Raw genomic sequence first — 13,877 nt, 5'->3', positions numbered from 1 at the left:
GGTCAGACGTTGCTTCCGCGGCCGGCCGGCGCAATGCCGGCGACAAAGCCCTTGATACCCTTGAGACGCGCCGAGTCACGGACCAAGGATTTGGCCAGTTTCCCGCGCGCCACCACCGCATGCACCGCGGCTTCCCTCCCCAAGGCGGCGGCCATCGCCGCCGAGTCGAAGAGGTCGACCACCGGCATATCCGGCGCCAGCGCTGTGATCTTGCCCCGCTGGTCGGGCGATCCGTCGCTGGCTTCGACCAGCAGACAGGGTGGTCCGGCGCGTGCGACCTGGTTGGTCTTCAGCGCCTCGCGCACCTTCTCATACCCGGCCAGAGCCTGCCCGGCCCGGCGCGCCAGCCCGAAGGCATCCAGGCAACGCCGCTCCAGCAACCGCTCCAGCCGTTCCGCCAGATCGGGCGGAACGCGCACCGCGCGCCTCGCCGCCTTGGCGAACAGGTTCTTGCCCAGCGCCTTGGCGAGGGCTGACGGTTCGGCCGTCAGCCACAAGCCACGGCCGGGAAGCCGCTCCTCCAGGTCGGGGACGATCTCGCCGTCCGGTGCGACCACGAAGCGGATCATCCCATCCTTGGGCTGAACCGTGCCCGTGGCGACGCAACGGCGCAGCGGACCCTTTTCCAGGTCCGCGGGCTCCTGCGGCTCACATGGCGGCAGCCCTTCCGGGTCTTGTCCAATCGCTTCGTTCAGTCCAACCATCCGTACCGATACAATCCCAAACCTTGATATTCCTGGCCCAAACCTTGACGTTCCTGGCCTTCGTGACCCAACCGCGCCGGGTCATCCCTGCGCCGCTTGTCCGTCGGCGGACGGCTGCGCCGCCTGCGGCGCACCCTCCTCGCCATCGAACCAATGGGCACGGGCGGCCATGATGATCTCATTGGCCTCGTCTTCCGACGGGCCGTCCTTGCCGAGGATGTCGCGCAGCTCGTCGCCGGCGAGGTCGGCCAAGTCGTCCATCGTCTTGACGCCGTTCTCGCCCAGCTTGACCAGCTGCGTCGGCGTGAAGCCGGTCACTTCCGCGACCGCGTCCTCGACGCCGAGCGCCTGGCGCTTCTCCGTCATGCGGACGTCCTGCTCTTCCAGGAAGTTCAGGGCGCGCTGCTTCAGCTCCTCCGCCACGTCCTCGTCGAAGCCTTCGATCTCGGCCAGCTCCTCCGTCTCGACGTAGGCGATCTCCTCCACGGTGGTGAAGCCTTCGGCGACCAGGAGATGGGCGATCACGTCGTCCACGTCCAGCGCGTCCATGAAGAGCTGCGAGCGAGTGCGGAATTCCTCGGAGCGGCGCTCCGACTCCTCCTGCTCGGTCAGGATGTCGATGTCCCAGCCGGTCAGCTGGGTGGCGAGCCGCACGTTCTGGCCGCGGCGGCCGATGGCCAGCGACAGCTGGTCGTCCGGCACCACCACCTCGATGCGGCTGTTCTCCTCGTCCATCACGACCTTGGCGACCTCGGCCGGGGCCAGGGCGTTGACGATGAAGGTCGCCGGCTCCTGGTTCCACTGGATGATGTCGATCTTCTCGCCCTGCAGCTCGCCCACCACGGCCTGGACGCGGCTGCCGCGCATGCCGACGCAGGCGCCGACCGGGTCGATGGAGCTGTCGTGGCTGATCACCGCGATCTTGGCGCGGCTGCCCGGGTCGCGGGCGACCGCCTTGATCTCGATGATGCCGTCGTAGATTTCCGGCACTTCCTGCTTGAACAGGTTGGCCATGAACATCGGATGCGTGCGCGACAGGAAGATCTGCGGGCCGCGCGCTTCCTCGCGGACGTCGTAGATGTAGGCGCGCACGCGGTCGCCGTTCTTGAAATGCTCGCGCGGCAGCAGCTCGTCGCGGCGCAGGATCGCCTCGGCCCGGCCAAGGTCCACGGTGACGTTGCCGTACTCGACGCGCTTGACCAGACCGTTGACGATCTCGCCGATGCGATCCTTGTACTCGTTGAACTGGCGCTTGCGCTCCGCGTCGCGGACCTTCTGGACGATGACCTGCTTGGCGGTCTGCGCGGCGATGCGGCCGAAGTCGATGGGCGGCAGCGGGTCGACCAGGAAGTCGCCGATCTGGGCGCCGGGCTTGCGGCGCTGGGCGTAGGCGAGCGTGACCTGCGTCGCCTCGTTCTCCACCGTCTCGACCACCTCCAGGTGGCGGGTCAGGTGGATGTCGCCGGTCTTGCGGTCGATGCGGGCGCGGATGTCGTGCTCATGGCCGTACTTGGAGCGACCGGCCTTCTGAATCGCCTGTTCCATCGCCTCCAGGACCTCGTCCCGGTCGATGTTCTTTTCGCGGGCGACCGCGTCAGCGACTTGCAGCAGTTCCATCCGTCACACTTCCTGGACTGGCGTTTGTTCTTGCGGGTCGAACCCGGACCGGGCCGTCAACCCTGCTCCTGGCTGGCGCGGATCAGTTCATCCGTCAAAACCAGCTTGGCGCGCAGGATGTTGTCGAACTCCAGGCGGGCGGCTCCCTGTTCCGTTTCGATGCACACAAGGCCGTCCTCGACGCCCTTCAGCATGCCCTTGAAGCGCTTGCGATTGTCGACGGCAAGCCGGGTCTCCAGCTTGGCCTCGAAACCGGCGAAGCGTTCGAAATCCTTCAACCGGGTCAGCGGCCGGTCGATGCCGGGCGAGCTGACCTCCAGCGTGTAGGCGCTTTTGATCGGATCCTCAACGTCGAGAACCGCGGAGATGGCACGGCTGATGTCGGCGCAGTCCTCGACCGTCATGGCCGCGCCGTCGGCGCGTTCAGCCATGACCTGCAGAACCATGCGCTGCCCACCGGTCAACTGCACACGCACGACCTCGTAGCCCATGGCCTCGACGGACGGCGTGATGATCTGCTCGATACGACCGGTTGCTTCCATTCCACCTGACCCGCCCTCGCGGTCTCCCCGGACCGGTGCCCTGGGACCAAACCGAGGATTCGACGCGCTGATAAAAAAATAAGTGGGCCTAAGCCCACCCGCAAAGCGTCCCGCCGGCCCGGTTTCCCGAGCCGCCGATCCGTATGGGTTCATGCGGTGAATATAGACATTCCGGAGCAAGCCGCAAGCGCTTTTCCGACCTGGCCTATGCACGGCGGCTTGGTGAGGGGCGCGCCCGGCGCTACAGTCGGGGGATGAACCGCGCGATTCAGGACGGAAATGACGTGGTGAGCGAGGCATGATCCTGGAAATTGCGATCCTGTCGGTGCCTCCCGGCCAGGGCACCGCCTTCGAGCGGGCCATGGCCGAGGCGCAGCCGCTGATCGCCGCGACGCCGGGATTCCGCGGCCTGGAGGTCCGGCCCTGCATGGAGGCGCCGGGCCGCTACCTCCTGCTCGTCCGCTGGGAAAAGCTTGAGGACCACTCGGAGGGTTTCCGCGGGTCGGACCGCTACGCCCGCTGGAAGGCCCTGCTCCACCATTTCTACGACCCGTTCCCGGTCGTGGAACATTACGCCGGGCCGGTGGTGGAAACGCCGGACCCGGTCAGCCCCGCGGCTTGCGGATGAAGCGCAGGAAGACCGGCTTGCGGCCGGCCTCGATGGCTTTTTCCTCGTAACGGGTCGGCGGCCAGTCCTCGCTGCGGTGGCGCCAGTCGGAAGGGCCGCGGGCGGTCCATTCGAAGTCCGGGTGCTTGACCGTGTGCTCCAGCATCCAGCGCACCAGCCCCATGTCGTCGCTGGCCAGCCGCAGCTCCGCCCCGTCCTTCAGGACGCGCGACAGGCGCGGCAGGTTGGCCGGACCGATGAAGCGGCGTTCCCAATGGCGCTTCTTCGGCCAAGGGTCGGCGAACAGGACGAAGGCGCGGCCGATGGATGCGTCCGGCAGGGCGTCGAGCAGCGGGCGGGCGTCGTCCGGCAGGACGCGGACGTTGTCCTGCACGCCCTCGTCTTCGACCAGCTTCAGCAAGCCGGCCACGCCGTTGATGAAGGGCTCCGCCCCGACCACGCCGATGTCGCGGTTGTTTGCCGCCTGCCAAGCCATGTGGTGGCCGCTGCCGAAGCCGACCTCCAGCCAGACGTCGCGCACCGGGTTCGGGAACAGGGCGTGGGGGTCGATGCGCTCGCCCGGCTGCGGCACCGGGATTTGCAGCGAAGGCAGCAGCGTGTCGATCAGCTCGGTCTTGCGCTTGCGCAGCGGACGGCCCTTGCGCCGCCCGTACAGCCTCTTGGAAGCGTCGGGAAAAGAGTCGGTCATGATCAATGCGAGGTCCAGAAACGGATGCAGGGGCCACATGGGCCCCTGCACGCCAAACCAAACTGGTCGATCTTAGAAGAACGCCGTGCGGAGGTCGCCGACGAGGTCGGTCTTTTCCCAGGCGAAGCCGCCGTCGGGCTCGGCGTCGCGGCCGAAGTGGCCATAAGCCGCGGTGCGCGCGTAGATCGGCTTGTTCAGGCCGAGGTGCGTGCGGATGCCGCGGGGCGACAGGTCGACCAGCTTCTGCAGCACGGCGGAGAGCTGGTCCTCGTCGACCTGGCCGGTGCCGTGGGTGTCGACGTAGACCGACAGCGGCTTGGACACGCCGATGGCGTAGGACAGCTGGATCGTGCAGCGCTCGGCCAGGCCGGCGGCCACCACGTTCTTGGCGAGATACCGCGCCGCGTAGGCGGCCGAGCGGTCGACCTTGGTCGGGTCCTTGCCGGAGAACGCGCCGCCGCCGTGCGGGGCGGCCCCGCCGTAGGTGTCGACGATGATCTTGCGCCCGGTCAGCCCGGCGTCGCCGTCCGGCCCGCCGATCACGAAGCGCCCGGTCGGGTTGACGTAGAAGTGCGCCTCGTCGCACATCCAGCCCTGCGGCAGCACGTTGAGCACGTGCGGGCGGACGATCTCGCGCACCTCCTCCTGGGTCAGGCCGTCGGCGTGCTGGGTGGAGACGACGATGGCGGTGGCGCGCACCGGCCGGCCGTTCTCGTACTGCAGCGTCACCTGGCTCTTGGCGTCGGGGCCGAGCTGCGGGGCGGATCCTGAGTGGCGCGCCTCGGCCAGCGACTTCAGGATGGCGTGGGAGTAGTAGATCGGCGCCGGCATCAGCGCCGGGGTCTCGTTGCAGGCGTAGCCGAACATGATGCCCTGGTCGCCCGCCCCCTCGTCCTTCTCACCCGCCGCGTCGACGCCCACCGCGATGTCGGCCGACTGCGAGTGGACGAAGCACTTGACGTCCATCTTCGCCCAGTGGAAGCCGTCCTGCTCGTAGCCGATGTCCTTCACCGCCGCGCGGGCGACCTGCACCAGCATCTCCGGCGTGATGCTCTCCGGACCGCGCACCTCGCCGGCCAGCACCACCTGGTTGGTCGTGGCCAGAGTCTCCACCGCCACGCGGGCGTAGGGGTCGTGCGACAGGTACAGGTCCACGATCGCGTCGGAAATGCGGTCGCACACCTTGTCCGGATGACCCTCGGACACGGACTCGCTGGTGAAGACGTAGTTGAGCTTGGCCACGGCGAACCTCGGCAATGGACGGGAAAACTTTTTACACAAAAAGCTTGGGATCGGTCCTTGCGCCCTTTGGGTAGCCGATCCTCGCCCGTATTTGGCAAGAATTGCCGCGTGGGTCAAGCAATCTCCCTTTGCCGGTCGTCTTTGGTACGGCCTGCCGGCATTCCGGAGCGGGATTAGCGGGTGTGTAAAAACAAACCGGGGGGATGCAGCCGGCAAGCCGCTCCCCCCAACTCTTCAAATTCTTGTCCGGGTCAGCGCCCGGGCCGTCACTCGGCGGCTTCGACCATGCCCGAGTTGGCGACCGCCTTGGTCAGCTCGAACAGGCGCTTGCGCACCGACGGGTCGTTGATGCGGTAGTAGGCGCGCACCAGCTCCAGCGTCTCGCGCTTGGCCATCGGGTCCGGCTCGTAGCCGCCCGAGGAGCGCTCCTCGAAGCCACCAGCGGCCGCCTCGTCGTCATCCACCGGGGCGGAGGCCGCCTCGGCCGGCATGTCGTCGAAGAAGAAGGACACCGGCACGTCGAGAACGCGGCTGAGATCGAACAGGCGCGACGCGCCGATGCGGTTGGCGCCGCGCTCGTACTTCTGAACCTGCTGGAAGGTCAGGCCGATGGCCTCACCGAGCTTTTCCTGGCTCATGCCCAGAAGGGTCCGGCGCAACCGGACGCGGGAACCGACGTGAACGTCAATCGGGTTCGGCTTTCCCGTCTTGGGACGGCCGGCTGACGCCCGGCGGCCCCGCGTTGCTGTTGCTGGCATTCTCTAATTCCCTGAAACAGTTGTGCAACCTTGATACGACATATCCATGTATGCAGTCAAGGGTGCCCCGCCGCTCCTGATGCGCGTGATTGAAAAAGATTGTCGGTTGCGCTAGCGGCGTTGTCGAGCGGACAGGCCGACGGCGAAGCAGATCAGGAGCAGTACTCCGAACACCCAGTCGCCCATCCAACCGTAAAGTGTGGGCATTGGAAGGGCTTTCGGCAAGGCTGTATCGACAACGCCCCTGTGACCAAGTGCGAGCATTGCAGCTATGCGTCCATGGGCGTCCACGACGCCCGAGATGCCGGTGTTCGCCACGCGCACGAGGGGCAGGCCCTCCTCCACCGCGCGGGTTTGCGCGATGGCGAAATGCTGGTGCGGCCCGGCGGTGTTGCCATACCAGGCGTCGTTGGTGAGGTTCAGCAGCCATTGTGGCCGATGGGAGCGGTCGACCACGGCGTTCGGGAAGATGACCTCGTAGCAGATCAGCGGGCTGACCGGTGGCAGTCCCTTGAGGTCCAGCGTCACCGGCCCCGGCCCGGCCGAGAACTCGGCCCCGTTGCCGGCGATGGCCCCGACCGGCAGCCAGCGGCGCAGCGGCATGTATTCGCCGAAGGGGACGAGGTGGAACTTGTCGAAGCTGCCCGCGATGGCGCCGCTGCCGTCCACCGCCACCATGCTGTTGTAGTAACGCTGCTCGCCCTCCGCATCCACGGCGGCGCGCGGCGCGCCGGTGATCAGCAGCCCGCCGGGCGGCGTCACGGATCCCAGCGCCTGGCGCACGCGGGCGTCCTGCTCAATGAACAGGGGCACGGCGGTTTCCGCCCAGATGATGTGGGTGGGTGGGGCTGCCGAGGGGGACGCCGGCTCGGCGGCGGACAGGTCGAGCTGCTGCTGGACGTTCCGCACGCGCTCGCCCGGCGCCCATTTCATGCGCTGGTCGATGGCCGGCTGGACGAGCCGCAGCCGCACGCCCGGCACCGTCTCGTCGGACGCCCCCTGCAACCGCACCTCGCCCCAGGTCCCCAAGGCGGCGAACAGCGCCAGCCCGGCGATGACGGCGCCCCAGCTGCGTCGCCCGGATCCCGCCAGCACCGCCGGCAGCGCCGCGACCAGCGCGGTCAGCAGGCTGAGGCCGTAGACGCCGAACAGGGAGACGCTCTGCAAAACCGGCAGGAAGCCGGTCCAGCTGTAGCCGATGAGGTTCCACGGGAAACCGGTGAAGACGTGCCCGCGCAGCCATTCGAACAGCGCCCAGGAGGCGGCGAACAGGAACACCCGCGCCAGCCCCGTCGCCCGCAGCTTCCACACCAGGAGCGTCGTGAAGCCGCTGAACATGGCCATCAGGATGGGCAGCCCCGCGGCGGACAGCGGCAGCGCCCACCAGAAGCGGCCGATGTCGGTGAACAGCGCCGCGCTGATCCAGTAGAGGCCGAGCAGATGGTGCGCGAAGCCGAAGAACCAGCCAACCGCGAAGGCCTGCCGCCCCGTCCGTGCCCCGTCGAGCAGCCAGAGCAGGCCCGGGAAGGCGACCAGCAGCACCGGCACGGCATCGGCCGGCGGCAGAGCCAGGGTCGCCAGCCCGCCGAACAGCGCCGCCGCCGCCATCCGCCGCCATCCGGCAAGCCCGGCGAGGCGCGCGGAAAGGCGGCCCAGCGGGGCCGGGGTGGTCATGGTGTCGGTGATGGACAAGAGGCGAACTCCGGGATGTCGGTGCTTGCGACAGAGGTGGTCGCGCTGGGCCCCCACCCTAACCCTCCCCCGCTTTCGGCTCTCAGCGAACGCCAATGGCGTTCGCCTGACGCCGTCAGCGCATGCAAGCATGCGCGAGAGGCAAGGGAGGGAACTCCGCCGCGCGACCCTGAAAGCCCTCCCCCGCCGAAGGTGGGGGAGGGTTGGGTGGGGGCCCAGTGCGACCACCCAGCTTCAGAACGATGTCACCCCACCTCGGCCAGGGCGGAGCTGTTGGCGGGGGCGTTGCGGACGCGCAGGCGCTTGATGCGGCGCGGGTCGGCCTCGACGATCTCGAACTCCAGGCCGGAGGGGTGGGTCAGCATCTCGCCGCGGCCCGGCACGCGGCCGGCCAGCGAGACGACGAGCCCGCCGAGCGTGTCGATGTCCTCGCGCTCTTCCTCCGTCAGGAAGGAGCCGACGCGCTCCTCGAAATCCTCAATGGAGACGCGGGCGTCGGCGATGATGCTGCCGTCCGGACGTTCCACGAGGCGGGGCGAGGCCTCCTCGTCGTGCTCGTCCTCGATCTCGCCGACGATCTCCTCGACCAGATCCTCGATGGTGACGAGGCCGTCGATGCCGCCGAACTCGTCGACCACCAGCGCCATGTGCTGGCGCTTCTGGCGCATCTGCACCAGCAGGTCCACCACCGGCATGCTGGGCGCCACGATGGTCAGGTCGCGGACGATGTCCGACAGCGCCACCGCCCTGCCCTGCGCCAGCGCGGCGAGCACGTCCTTGATGTGCACCATGCCGACGACGTCGTCGAGCGTCTCGCGGTACACCGGCATGCGGGAATGGGCGTCTTCCGCCATGCGCTGGACAAGGGCGGGGAACGGCGTGTCCACCTCCACCGCCACGATGTCGGCGCGCGGCACCATCACGTCGTCGACGGTGCGGTCGCGGAGTTTGAGGATGTTGGCGAGCAAGGCGCGCTCGCCCGCCCCCAACGATCCCTCGTCGGCGTCCTGCTCCTCGATCAGTTCCTCGATCGTGGCGCGCAGGGTGGCGTCGTCGCGCCCCCCGAGGACGGTCCGGAGCCACCCGCGAAACAGGTGACCCAGGGAGTGCTGGTCTTCGGCCCCGTCTTCACGGGGCGTTCGACTGTCGGAAATTTCGCTCATCGGTCCGGCGGTTGTTCGTCCAAATTCGGCTCCCCGGGCGGGGAGCGCGTGGCGGCGTACGGGTCGGCGATTCCCAGGGTCTCCAGCACCTCGACTTCGAGCTGCTCCATCTCCTCGGCTTCGTCGTCCGTCTCGTGATCATACCCGAGAAGATGAAGAACGCCATGCACCACAAGGTGGGTCATGTGATCCGAAGGCGTCTTTCCCTGCTCGGCGGCCTCGCGGGCGACGGTCTCCCAGGCCAGGATGACGTCGCCCAGCATGACCGGGGCGTCCTCGCCCAACTCCGGTTCCTCGGCCTCGGTCAGGGCGAATGACAGAACGTTGGTCGGCTTGTCCTTGCCGCGGTAGTCGCGGTTCAGCCGGTGCACCAGCGCGTCGTCGGCGAGCACGACGGACAGCTCCGCCGGCCCTTCCTCCTCGTCGTAGCTGGCGGCCAGCGCGGCGAGCGCCGCGCGTTCGCACAGCCATTCCGCGTCGTCGGCCCAGGCGCCTGCTTCACGTGAAACGGCGACGTCCACGGCCATCACGGCGCCCCCTCCCCCGCGGGGTTGGTCGCGCCGTCGCCACCGCCATTGCCATTGCCGTTCCGGGGAGCGGCCGGGCGGCGGGCGGCCTTGGTCTGGCTGTCGAAACGGTCGTAGGCGCGGATGATGCGGGCGACCAGCGGGTGGCGCACCACGTCCACGTCGGTGAAATGGACGAAGCGGATGCCGTCCACCCCCTGCAGGATGTCCAGCGCCTCGCGCAGGCCGGACTTGGTGCCGGCCGGCAGGTCGGTCTGCGAAATGTCGCCGGTCACCGCCATGCGGCCGCCCTCGCCCAGGCGGGTGAGGAACATCTTCATCTGCATGGGCGTGGTGTTCTGCGCCTCGTCCAGGATGACGAAGGCGTTGCCGAGCGTGCGGCCGCGCATGAAGGCCAACGGCGCGATCTCGATCTCGCCGGACTCCAGCCGCTTCTTCACCTGCTCCGCCGGCAGCATGTCGTGCAGCGCGTCGTAGAGCGGGCGCAGGTAAGGATCGACCTTCTCCTTCAGGTCGCCGGGCAGGAAGCCCAGCCGCTCCCCCGCCTCGACGGCGGGGCGCGACAGGATGATGCGGTCCACTTGGCCGGTGGTCAGCATCGCCACCGCCTGCGCCACGGCGAGGTAGGTCTTGCCGGTGCCCGCGGGCCCCAGGCCGAAGACCATCTCGCTCTCGGCCAGCGCCTGGAGATAGGTCGCCTGCATGGGCGAGCGCGGGGTGATGGCCCCCTTGCGGCGGGTCCGCACCGCGACTTCCGCGCGGCTGAGCGTCGCCAGCGTCTGGTCGCGCAGCGCACCGCCGGTGCCGGTGGCCATGCGCACGGCCGCGTCCACCTCGCCGGTGCCCACGGCCATGCCGCGCTTCAGCCGTTCGTAGAGCGCGTCGAGCGCGGACCGGGCGGTCTCGGCGGATTCCGCCGGACCGGCGATGGTCAGCGTGTTGCCGCGGGAGATCAGGGAGACTCCCAGCTGGTTCTCGATGCGGGCGAGGTGGCGGTCATGCTCCCCGTACAGCATCGGCAGGAGCCGGTTGTCGTCGAAGTTCAGATCGATTCGCTGATCGGGCAAGCCGTTCAAACGGTCGCCTCCAGGGTTTGCGTCCCTTCCGGGCCAATCTGCCCAATTGGGGACAAGTGGTATTCGCCGGTCGCCACGGTGCCGGCCAGGCTGTTCGGGTGGGCGGCGTCGATCCGCACCTCCACGATCCGTCCCAACAGCCGTTCGTTGGCGTCGGCATGCACCGATTGCATGTAGGGGCTCTTGCCAAGCAGCTGCCCGCCCCGCTTGCCGACGCGGTCGAACAGGACCGGCACGGTCTGGCCGACGAAGCCCTGGTTGAAAGCCTGCTGCTGCGCGTTCAGCAACTGCTGGAGTGCCGCGAGCCGGGCGTCCTTCACATCCTCCGGCACCTGGGCGCTTTCCAGCGCAGCCGGAGTGCCGGGGCGGGGGCTGTACTTGAACGAATAGGCCTGGGCGTAGCCGACGTCGGTGACCAGCCGCAGCGTCTCCGCGAAATCCGCGTCGCTCTCGCCGGGGAAGCCGACGATGAAGTCGCCCGACAGCGCCAGATCCGGCTTGGCGGCGCGCAAGGTGTCGACGATGCGCCGGTAGTCGTCGGCCGTGTGCTTGCGGTTCATCGCCGTCAGGATGCGGTCGGACCCCGCCTGCACCGGCAGGTGCAGGTAGGGCATCAGCTGCGGCACCTCGGCGTGGGCGCGGATCAGATCCTCGTCCATGTCGCGCGGGTGCGAGGTGGTGTAGCGGATGCGCTCCAGCCCGTCGATCTCCGCCAGTTCGCGCACCAGCCGGCCGAGGCCCCAGGTCGCGCCGTCCGGCCCGTCGCCGTGCCAGGCGTTGACGTTCTGGCCCAGCAGGTTGATCTCCCGCGTGCCGCCGGCGACGAGGCGCCGGGCCTCCGCCAGGATCTGCGCGCCGGTGCGCGAGAACTCCGCGCCGCGGGTGTAGGGCACGACGCAGAAGGTGCAGAACTTGTCGCAGCCCTCCTGCACGGCGAGGAAGGCGGCCACGCCCTGGGCGGCGCTCTCGTCCGGCAGGAAGTCGAACTTCGACTCCACGGGGAAGTCGGTGTTCAGCACGCTGCCCGCGCGGCGGCTGGCCTTCGCCACCATCTCCGGCAGGGTGTGGTAGGTCTGCGGGCCGAAGACGATGTCCACGTAGGGGGCGCGGGCGACGATCTCCTCCCCTTCCGCCTGCGCGACGCAGCCGGCCACCGCGACGATCATCCGGCCGTCGCCGGCGTCGGCCTTGATGTCCTTCAGCTGGCGCAGGCGGCCGAGTTCCGAAAAGACCTTCTCGGACGCCTTTTCGCGGATGTGGCAGGTGTTGAGGATCACCATGTCGGCGCCGTCCGGCTCGTCCACCGGCCGGTAGCCCAGGGGTGCCAGGACATCCGCCATGCGGGCGGAGTCGTAGACGTTCATCTGGCAGCCCCAGGTCTTGATGAAGAGCTTCTTACTCAACGATCCCTTCCGCACCAATACAAAAAGGCGCGCCGAGACGGCCCAGTGATTTTGGAACCGTCAGGCGCGCGATCCGCCGCGTCGCGGCATCGCTTCCAGCCCATATGGTAGCACGAGTGCGGCAAAACGAGTCAACCGCGGGCTAATCTCGCGTCAGGTATTCGCGCATCAGCAGGCGGGCGCGGTGCAGACGGGCCTTCACCGCCTGCCGCGTGGTGCCGAGCGCCGCGGCGATCTCGTCGATGGTCATTTCGTTGACGTCGCGCATCAACGCGACCTCGCGGTAATGCGGCGGCAGGGCCTCGAAGGCCGCCGCCACGTCGAGCCGCAGTTCGGCGTCCGTCCGGTCGAGCAGCACCGCTTCGGCCGCGCTCTCCGCGACCGTCGCGCCGGCCCGGCGGGCGAGGCGGAGGCATTCCCGCCGCACCACGCTGAACAGCCAACCCGAGAAGGACAAAAGCGAGCGGATGGTGCCGACGTGCCGAAACAGCCGCCACAGGGCTTCCTGGGCGGCGTCCTCGGCGTCCGCCGATGTGCGGCAGGTGGCGCGGGCGTAGCGGCGGATGTCGGGCTGCGCCTTTTCCAGCAGCCGGGCGATTGCGCCCTGGTCGCCCAGGCGCGCCGCCTCGAACACGTCTGCCAGCACATCCGCCGGCATACCGGCCGCGCTTGCCGCCGCCTTCATGCAGGACCTCCCTTGCCGATGCCGGCGACCGCGCACATCGGGCAATAGCCGACGAGCCCGGTCAGGGCGAACGCGGCGCCGCCGGCGGCAACCAGCCACGCGGTCGCACCGGACAATGCCGCGAAAGCCCCAGCCGCGACGGCAAGGCCGCCCGCCACCCGAACCGCCTGATGCACGCCGCCGATGTTCTTCCTGTAGAACGCCATCATACCCTCCGCTGCAAGCCGAGGCAGAACGCCTCATCCCCAAAGAGGCCGGAAGGCGGCGAAGGGATTCGCGGGGTCGGCGATTTTTTCGACTTTTTTCGGAAAAGCGGACTCAGCGCCCTGACACGGCGCGCTCCACCCCGCGCGCGACGGCGCGCTGGCAGTGGTCGGCAAGCGCCTTGCGGCTGGAGAAGCCCTCAATGGTCACCGGCGGGTGGAACTCCACCTCCACCGTCATGCGGCCCAGCGTGAAGACCGTCCACAGGTGCGGGGCGAGGTCCATGTCGCCGTACCAGGCGTAGCAGGGCCGGAAGGCGATGCCCATGGGGACGCCGTCCAGCCGCGTCGGCGCGATGCTGACCGGCTGCACGGTCAGCGGCGTGCCGCCGATGCGCCGGGCGGCCACGGCGAACAGCGCCGTCTTGAAGGGCAGCGTGCGGTTGCCGTCGCTGGACGTGCCTTCCGGGAACAGGATCAGGCTGTCGCCGGCGTCCAGCCGCGCGCCCAGTTCGTCGCGCTGCTTCTCCACGCCCGCGCGGGCCTTGCGCTCCACGAAGACGGTCTGTTGCAGCTTGGCCAGCGCGCCGAAGAAGGGCCAGCCGGCCACCTCGCTCTTGGCGACGAAGGAGCCCGGGATGACCGAGCCCAGCACCGTGATGTCCAGATAGGAGGAATGGTTGGAGACGAACAGCACCGGCCCCGGCTGCGCGCGTTCCCCGCGCACCACCACCTCGAAGCCCAGGATGCGGGCGCAGACGCCGTGGTAGAGCAGCGGAAGGCGGTGGCGCAGCGGCAGCTTCAGCGCCACGGCCAGCGCCTGCACCGGGACCAGCAGCAGCGTCCAGGCGAGATACAGCGCCAGGCGCAACGCGCCCCGGACCGGCGAGCCCAGCGGGCGCGCCCCCGTCTCATCCGAATCCGCCACTTCGGTTTGCGCCGTCATGGC

15 protein-coding genes are annotated in these 13,877 nt (G+C 68.8%); 1 reads left to right on the top strand and 14 read right to left on the bottom strand.

Features of this window, described 5'->3' with window-relative positions:
* Nucleotides 1-2: 2 nt before the first annotated feature.
* The 3 genes from M2351_RS00830 to rimP all read right to left on the bottom strand — a co-directional run bounded on the left by M2351_RS00830 (nucleotide 3) and on the right by rimP (nucleotide 2,863).
* A complete protein-coding gene (locus M2351_RS00830; RefSeq protein ID WP_264654286.1) occupies nucleotides 3-704 on the bottom strand; it encodes an RNA-binding protein in 702 nt (233 codons plus the stop codon).
* Nucleotides 705-785: 81 nt separating this feature from the next.
* Nucleotides 786-2,321: a transcription termination factor NusA gene (gene nusA / locus M2351_RS00825; protein ID WP_264654285.1), complete on the bottom strand. Its 1,536-nt coding sequence runs from the start codon at nucleotides 2,319-2,321 to the stop codon at nucleotides 786-788.
* Nucleotides 2,322-2,377: 56 nt separating this feature from the next.
* Nucleotides 2,378-2,863, bottom strand: a complete 486-nt coding sequence (rimP, locus tag M2351_RS00820) for a ribosome maturation factor RimP (protein ID WP_264654284.1) — start codon at nucleotides 2,861-2,863, stop codon at nucleotides 2,378-2,380.
* A gap of 298 nt (nucleotides 2,864-3,161) precedes the next feature.
* On the opposite strand from rimP, the gene M2351_RS00815 reads away from it, so the two are divergent.
* On the top strand, nucleotides 3,162-3,491 hold the full coding sequence (locus tag M2351_RS00815; protein WP_264654283.1) for an antibiotic biosynthesis monooxygenase family protein: 330 nt from the start codon (nucleotides 3,162-3,164) through the stop codon (nucleotides 3,489-3,491).
* On the opposite strand, the gene trmB is transcribed toward M2351_RS00815, so the two are convergent.
* The 11 genes from trmB to M2351_RS00760 form a co-directional block, all read right to left on the bottom strand.
* Nucleotides 3,469-4,179: a tRNA (guanine(46)-N(7))-methyltransferase TrmB gene (gene trmB, locus M2351_RS00810; protein WP_264654282.1), complete on the bottom strand. Its 711-nt coding sequence runs from the start codon at nucleotides 4,177-4,179 to the stop codon at nucleotides 3,469-3,471. The genes M2351_RS00815 and trmB overlap by 23 nt on opposite strands.
* Before the next feature lie 72 nt (nucleotides 4,180-4,251).
* The gene (gene metK, locus M2351_RS00805) at nucleotides 4,252-5,421 is read right to left on the bottom strand and encodes a methionine adenosyltransferase (RefSeq protein ID WP_264654281.1); all 1,170 of its coding nucleotides are present in this window, start codon (nucleotides 5,419-5,421) and stop codon (nucleotides 4,252-4,254) included.
* A 266-nt stretch (nucleotides 5,422-5,687) separates the two neighbouring features.
* Entirely contained in the window at nucleotides 5,688-6,179 is a 492-nt protein-coding gene (locus M2351_RS00800; RefSeq protein ID WP_264654280.1) for a helix-turn-helix domain-containing protein, read from the bottom strand.
* A gap of 111 nt (nucleotides 6,180-6,290) precedes the next feature.
* Nucleotides 6,291-7,871 carry an apolipoprotein N-acyltransferase gene (gene lnt, locus M2351_RS00795; protein WP_264654279.1) on the bottom strand — a complete coding sequence of 527 codons (1,581 nt, stop codon included), beginning with the start codon at nucleotides 7,869-7,871 and terminating at the stop codon, nucleotides 6,291-6,293.
* A 245-nt stretch (nucleotides 7,872-8,116) separates the two neighbouring features.
* Nucleotides 8,117-9,034 (bottom strand): hemolysin family protein, encoded by a 918-nt coding sequence (locus tag M2351_RS00790; protein ID WP_264654278.1) that lies wholly within the window; start codon nucleotides 9,032-9,034, stop codon nucleotides 8,117-8,119.
* Entirely contained in the window at nucleotides 9,031-9,561 is a 531-nt protein-coding gene (ybeY, locus tag M2351_RS00785) for an rRNA maturation RNase YbeY (RefSeq protein ID WP_264654277.1), read from the bottom strand. Before ybeY ends, M2351_RS00790 begins: the two co-directional genes overlap by 4 nt.
* Nucleotides 9,561-10,637 (bottom strand): PhoH family protein, encoded by a 1,077-nt coding sequence (locus M2351_RS00780; RefSeq protein WP_264654276.1) that lies wholly within the window; start codon nucleotides 10,635-10,637, stop codon nucleotides 9,561-9,563. Before M2351_RS00780 ends, ybeY begins: the two co-directional genes overlap by 1 nt.
* The gene (gene miaB, locus M2351_RS00775; RefSeq protein WP_264654275.1) at nucleotides 10,634-12,040 is read right to left on the bottom strand and encodes a tRNA (N6-isopentenyl adenosine(37)-C2)-methylthiotransferase MiaB; all 1,407 of its coding nucleotides are present in this window, start codon (nucleotides 12,038-12,040) and stop codon (nucleotides 10,634-10,636) included. Before miaB ends, M2351_RS00780 begins: the two co-directional genes overlap by 4 nt.
* 142 nt (nucleotides 12,041-12,182) lie before the next feature.
* Nucleotides 12,183-12,725 (bottom strand): RNA polymerase sigma factor, encoded by a 543-nt coding sequence (locus M2351_RS00770; protein ID WP_264654274.1) that lies wholly within the window; start codon nucleotides 12,723-12,725, stop codon nucleotides 12,183-12,185.
* The gene (locus M2351_RS00765) at nucleotides 12,722-12,934 is read right to left on the bottom strand and encodes a YgaP family membrane protein (protein ID WP_264654273.1); all 213 of its coding nucleotides are present in this window, start codon (nucleotides 12,932-12,934) and stop codon (nucleotides 12,722-12,724) included. Before M2351_RS00765 ends, M2351_RS00770 begins: the two co-directional genes overlap by 4 nt.
* 109 nt (nucleotides 12,935-13,043) lie before the next feature.
* Nucleotides 13,044-13,874 (bottom strand): lysophospholipid acyltransferase family protein, encoded by an 831-nt coding sequence (locus M2351_RS00760; protein WP_264654272.1) that lies wholly within the window; start codon nucleotides 13,872-13,874, stop codon nucleotides 13,044-13,046.
* Nucleotides 13,875-13,877 lie beyond the last annotated feature (3 nt).

Source organism: Azospirillum canadense (assembly GCF_025961225.1).
In the GTDB taxonomy this organism is placed as follows: Bacteria; Pseudomonadota; Alphaproteobacteria; order Azospirillales; family Azospirillaceae; genus Azospirillum; species Azospirillum canadense.
Note: the sequence above shows the minus strand (reverse complement) of the source record. Positions and strands in the feature narration are given on the sequence as shown.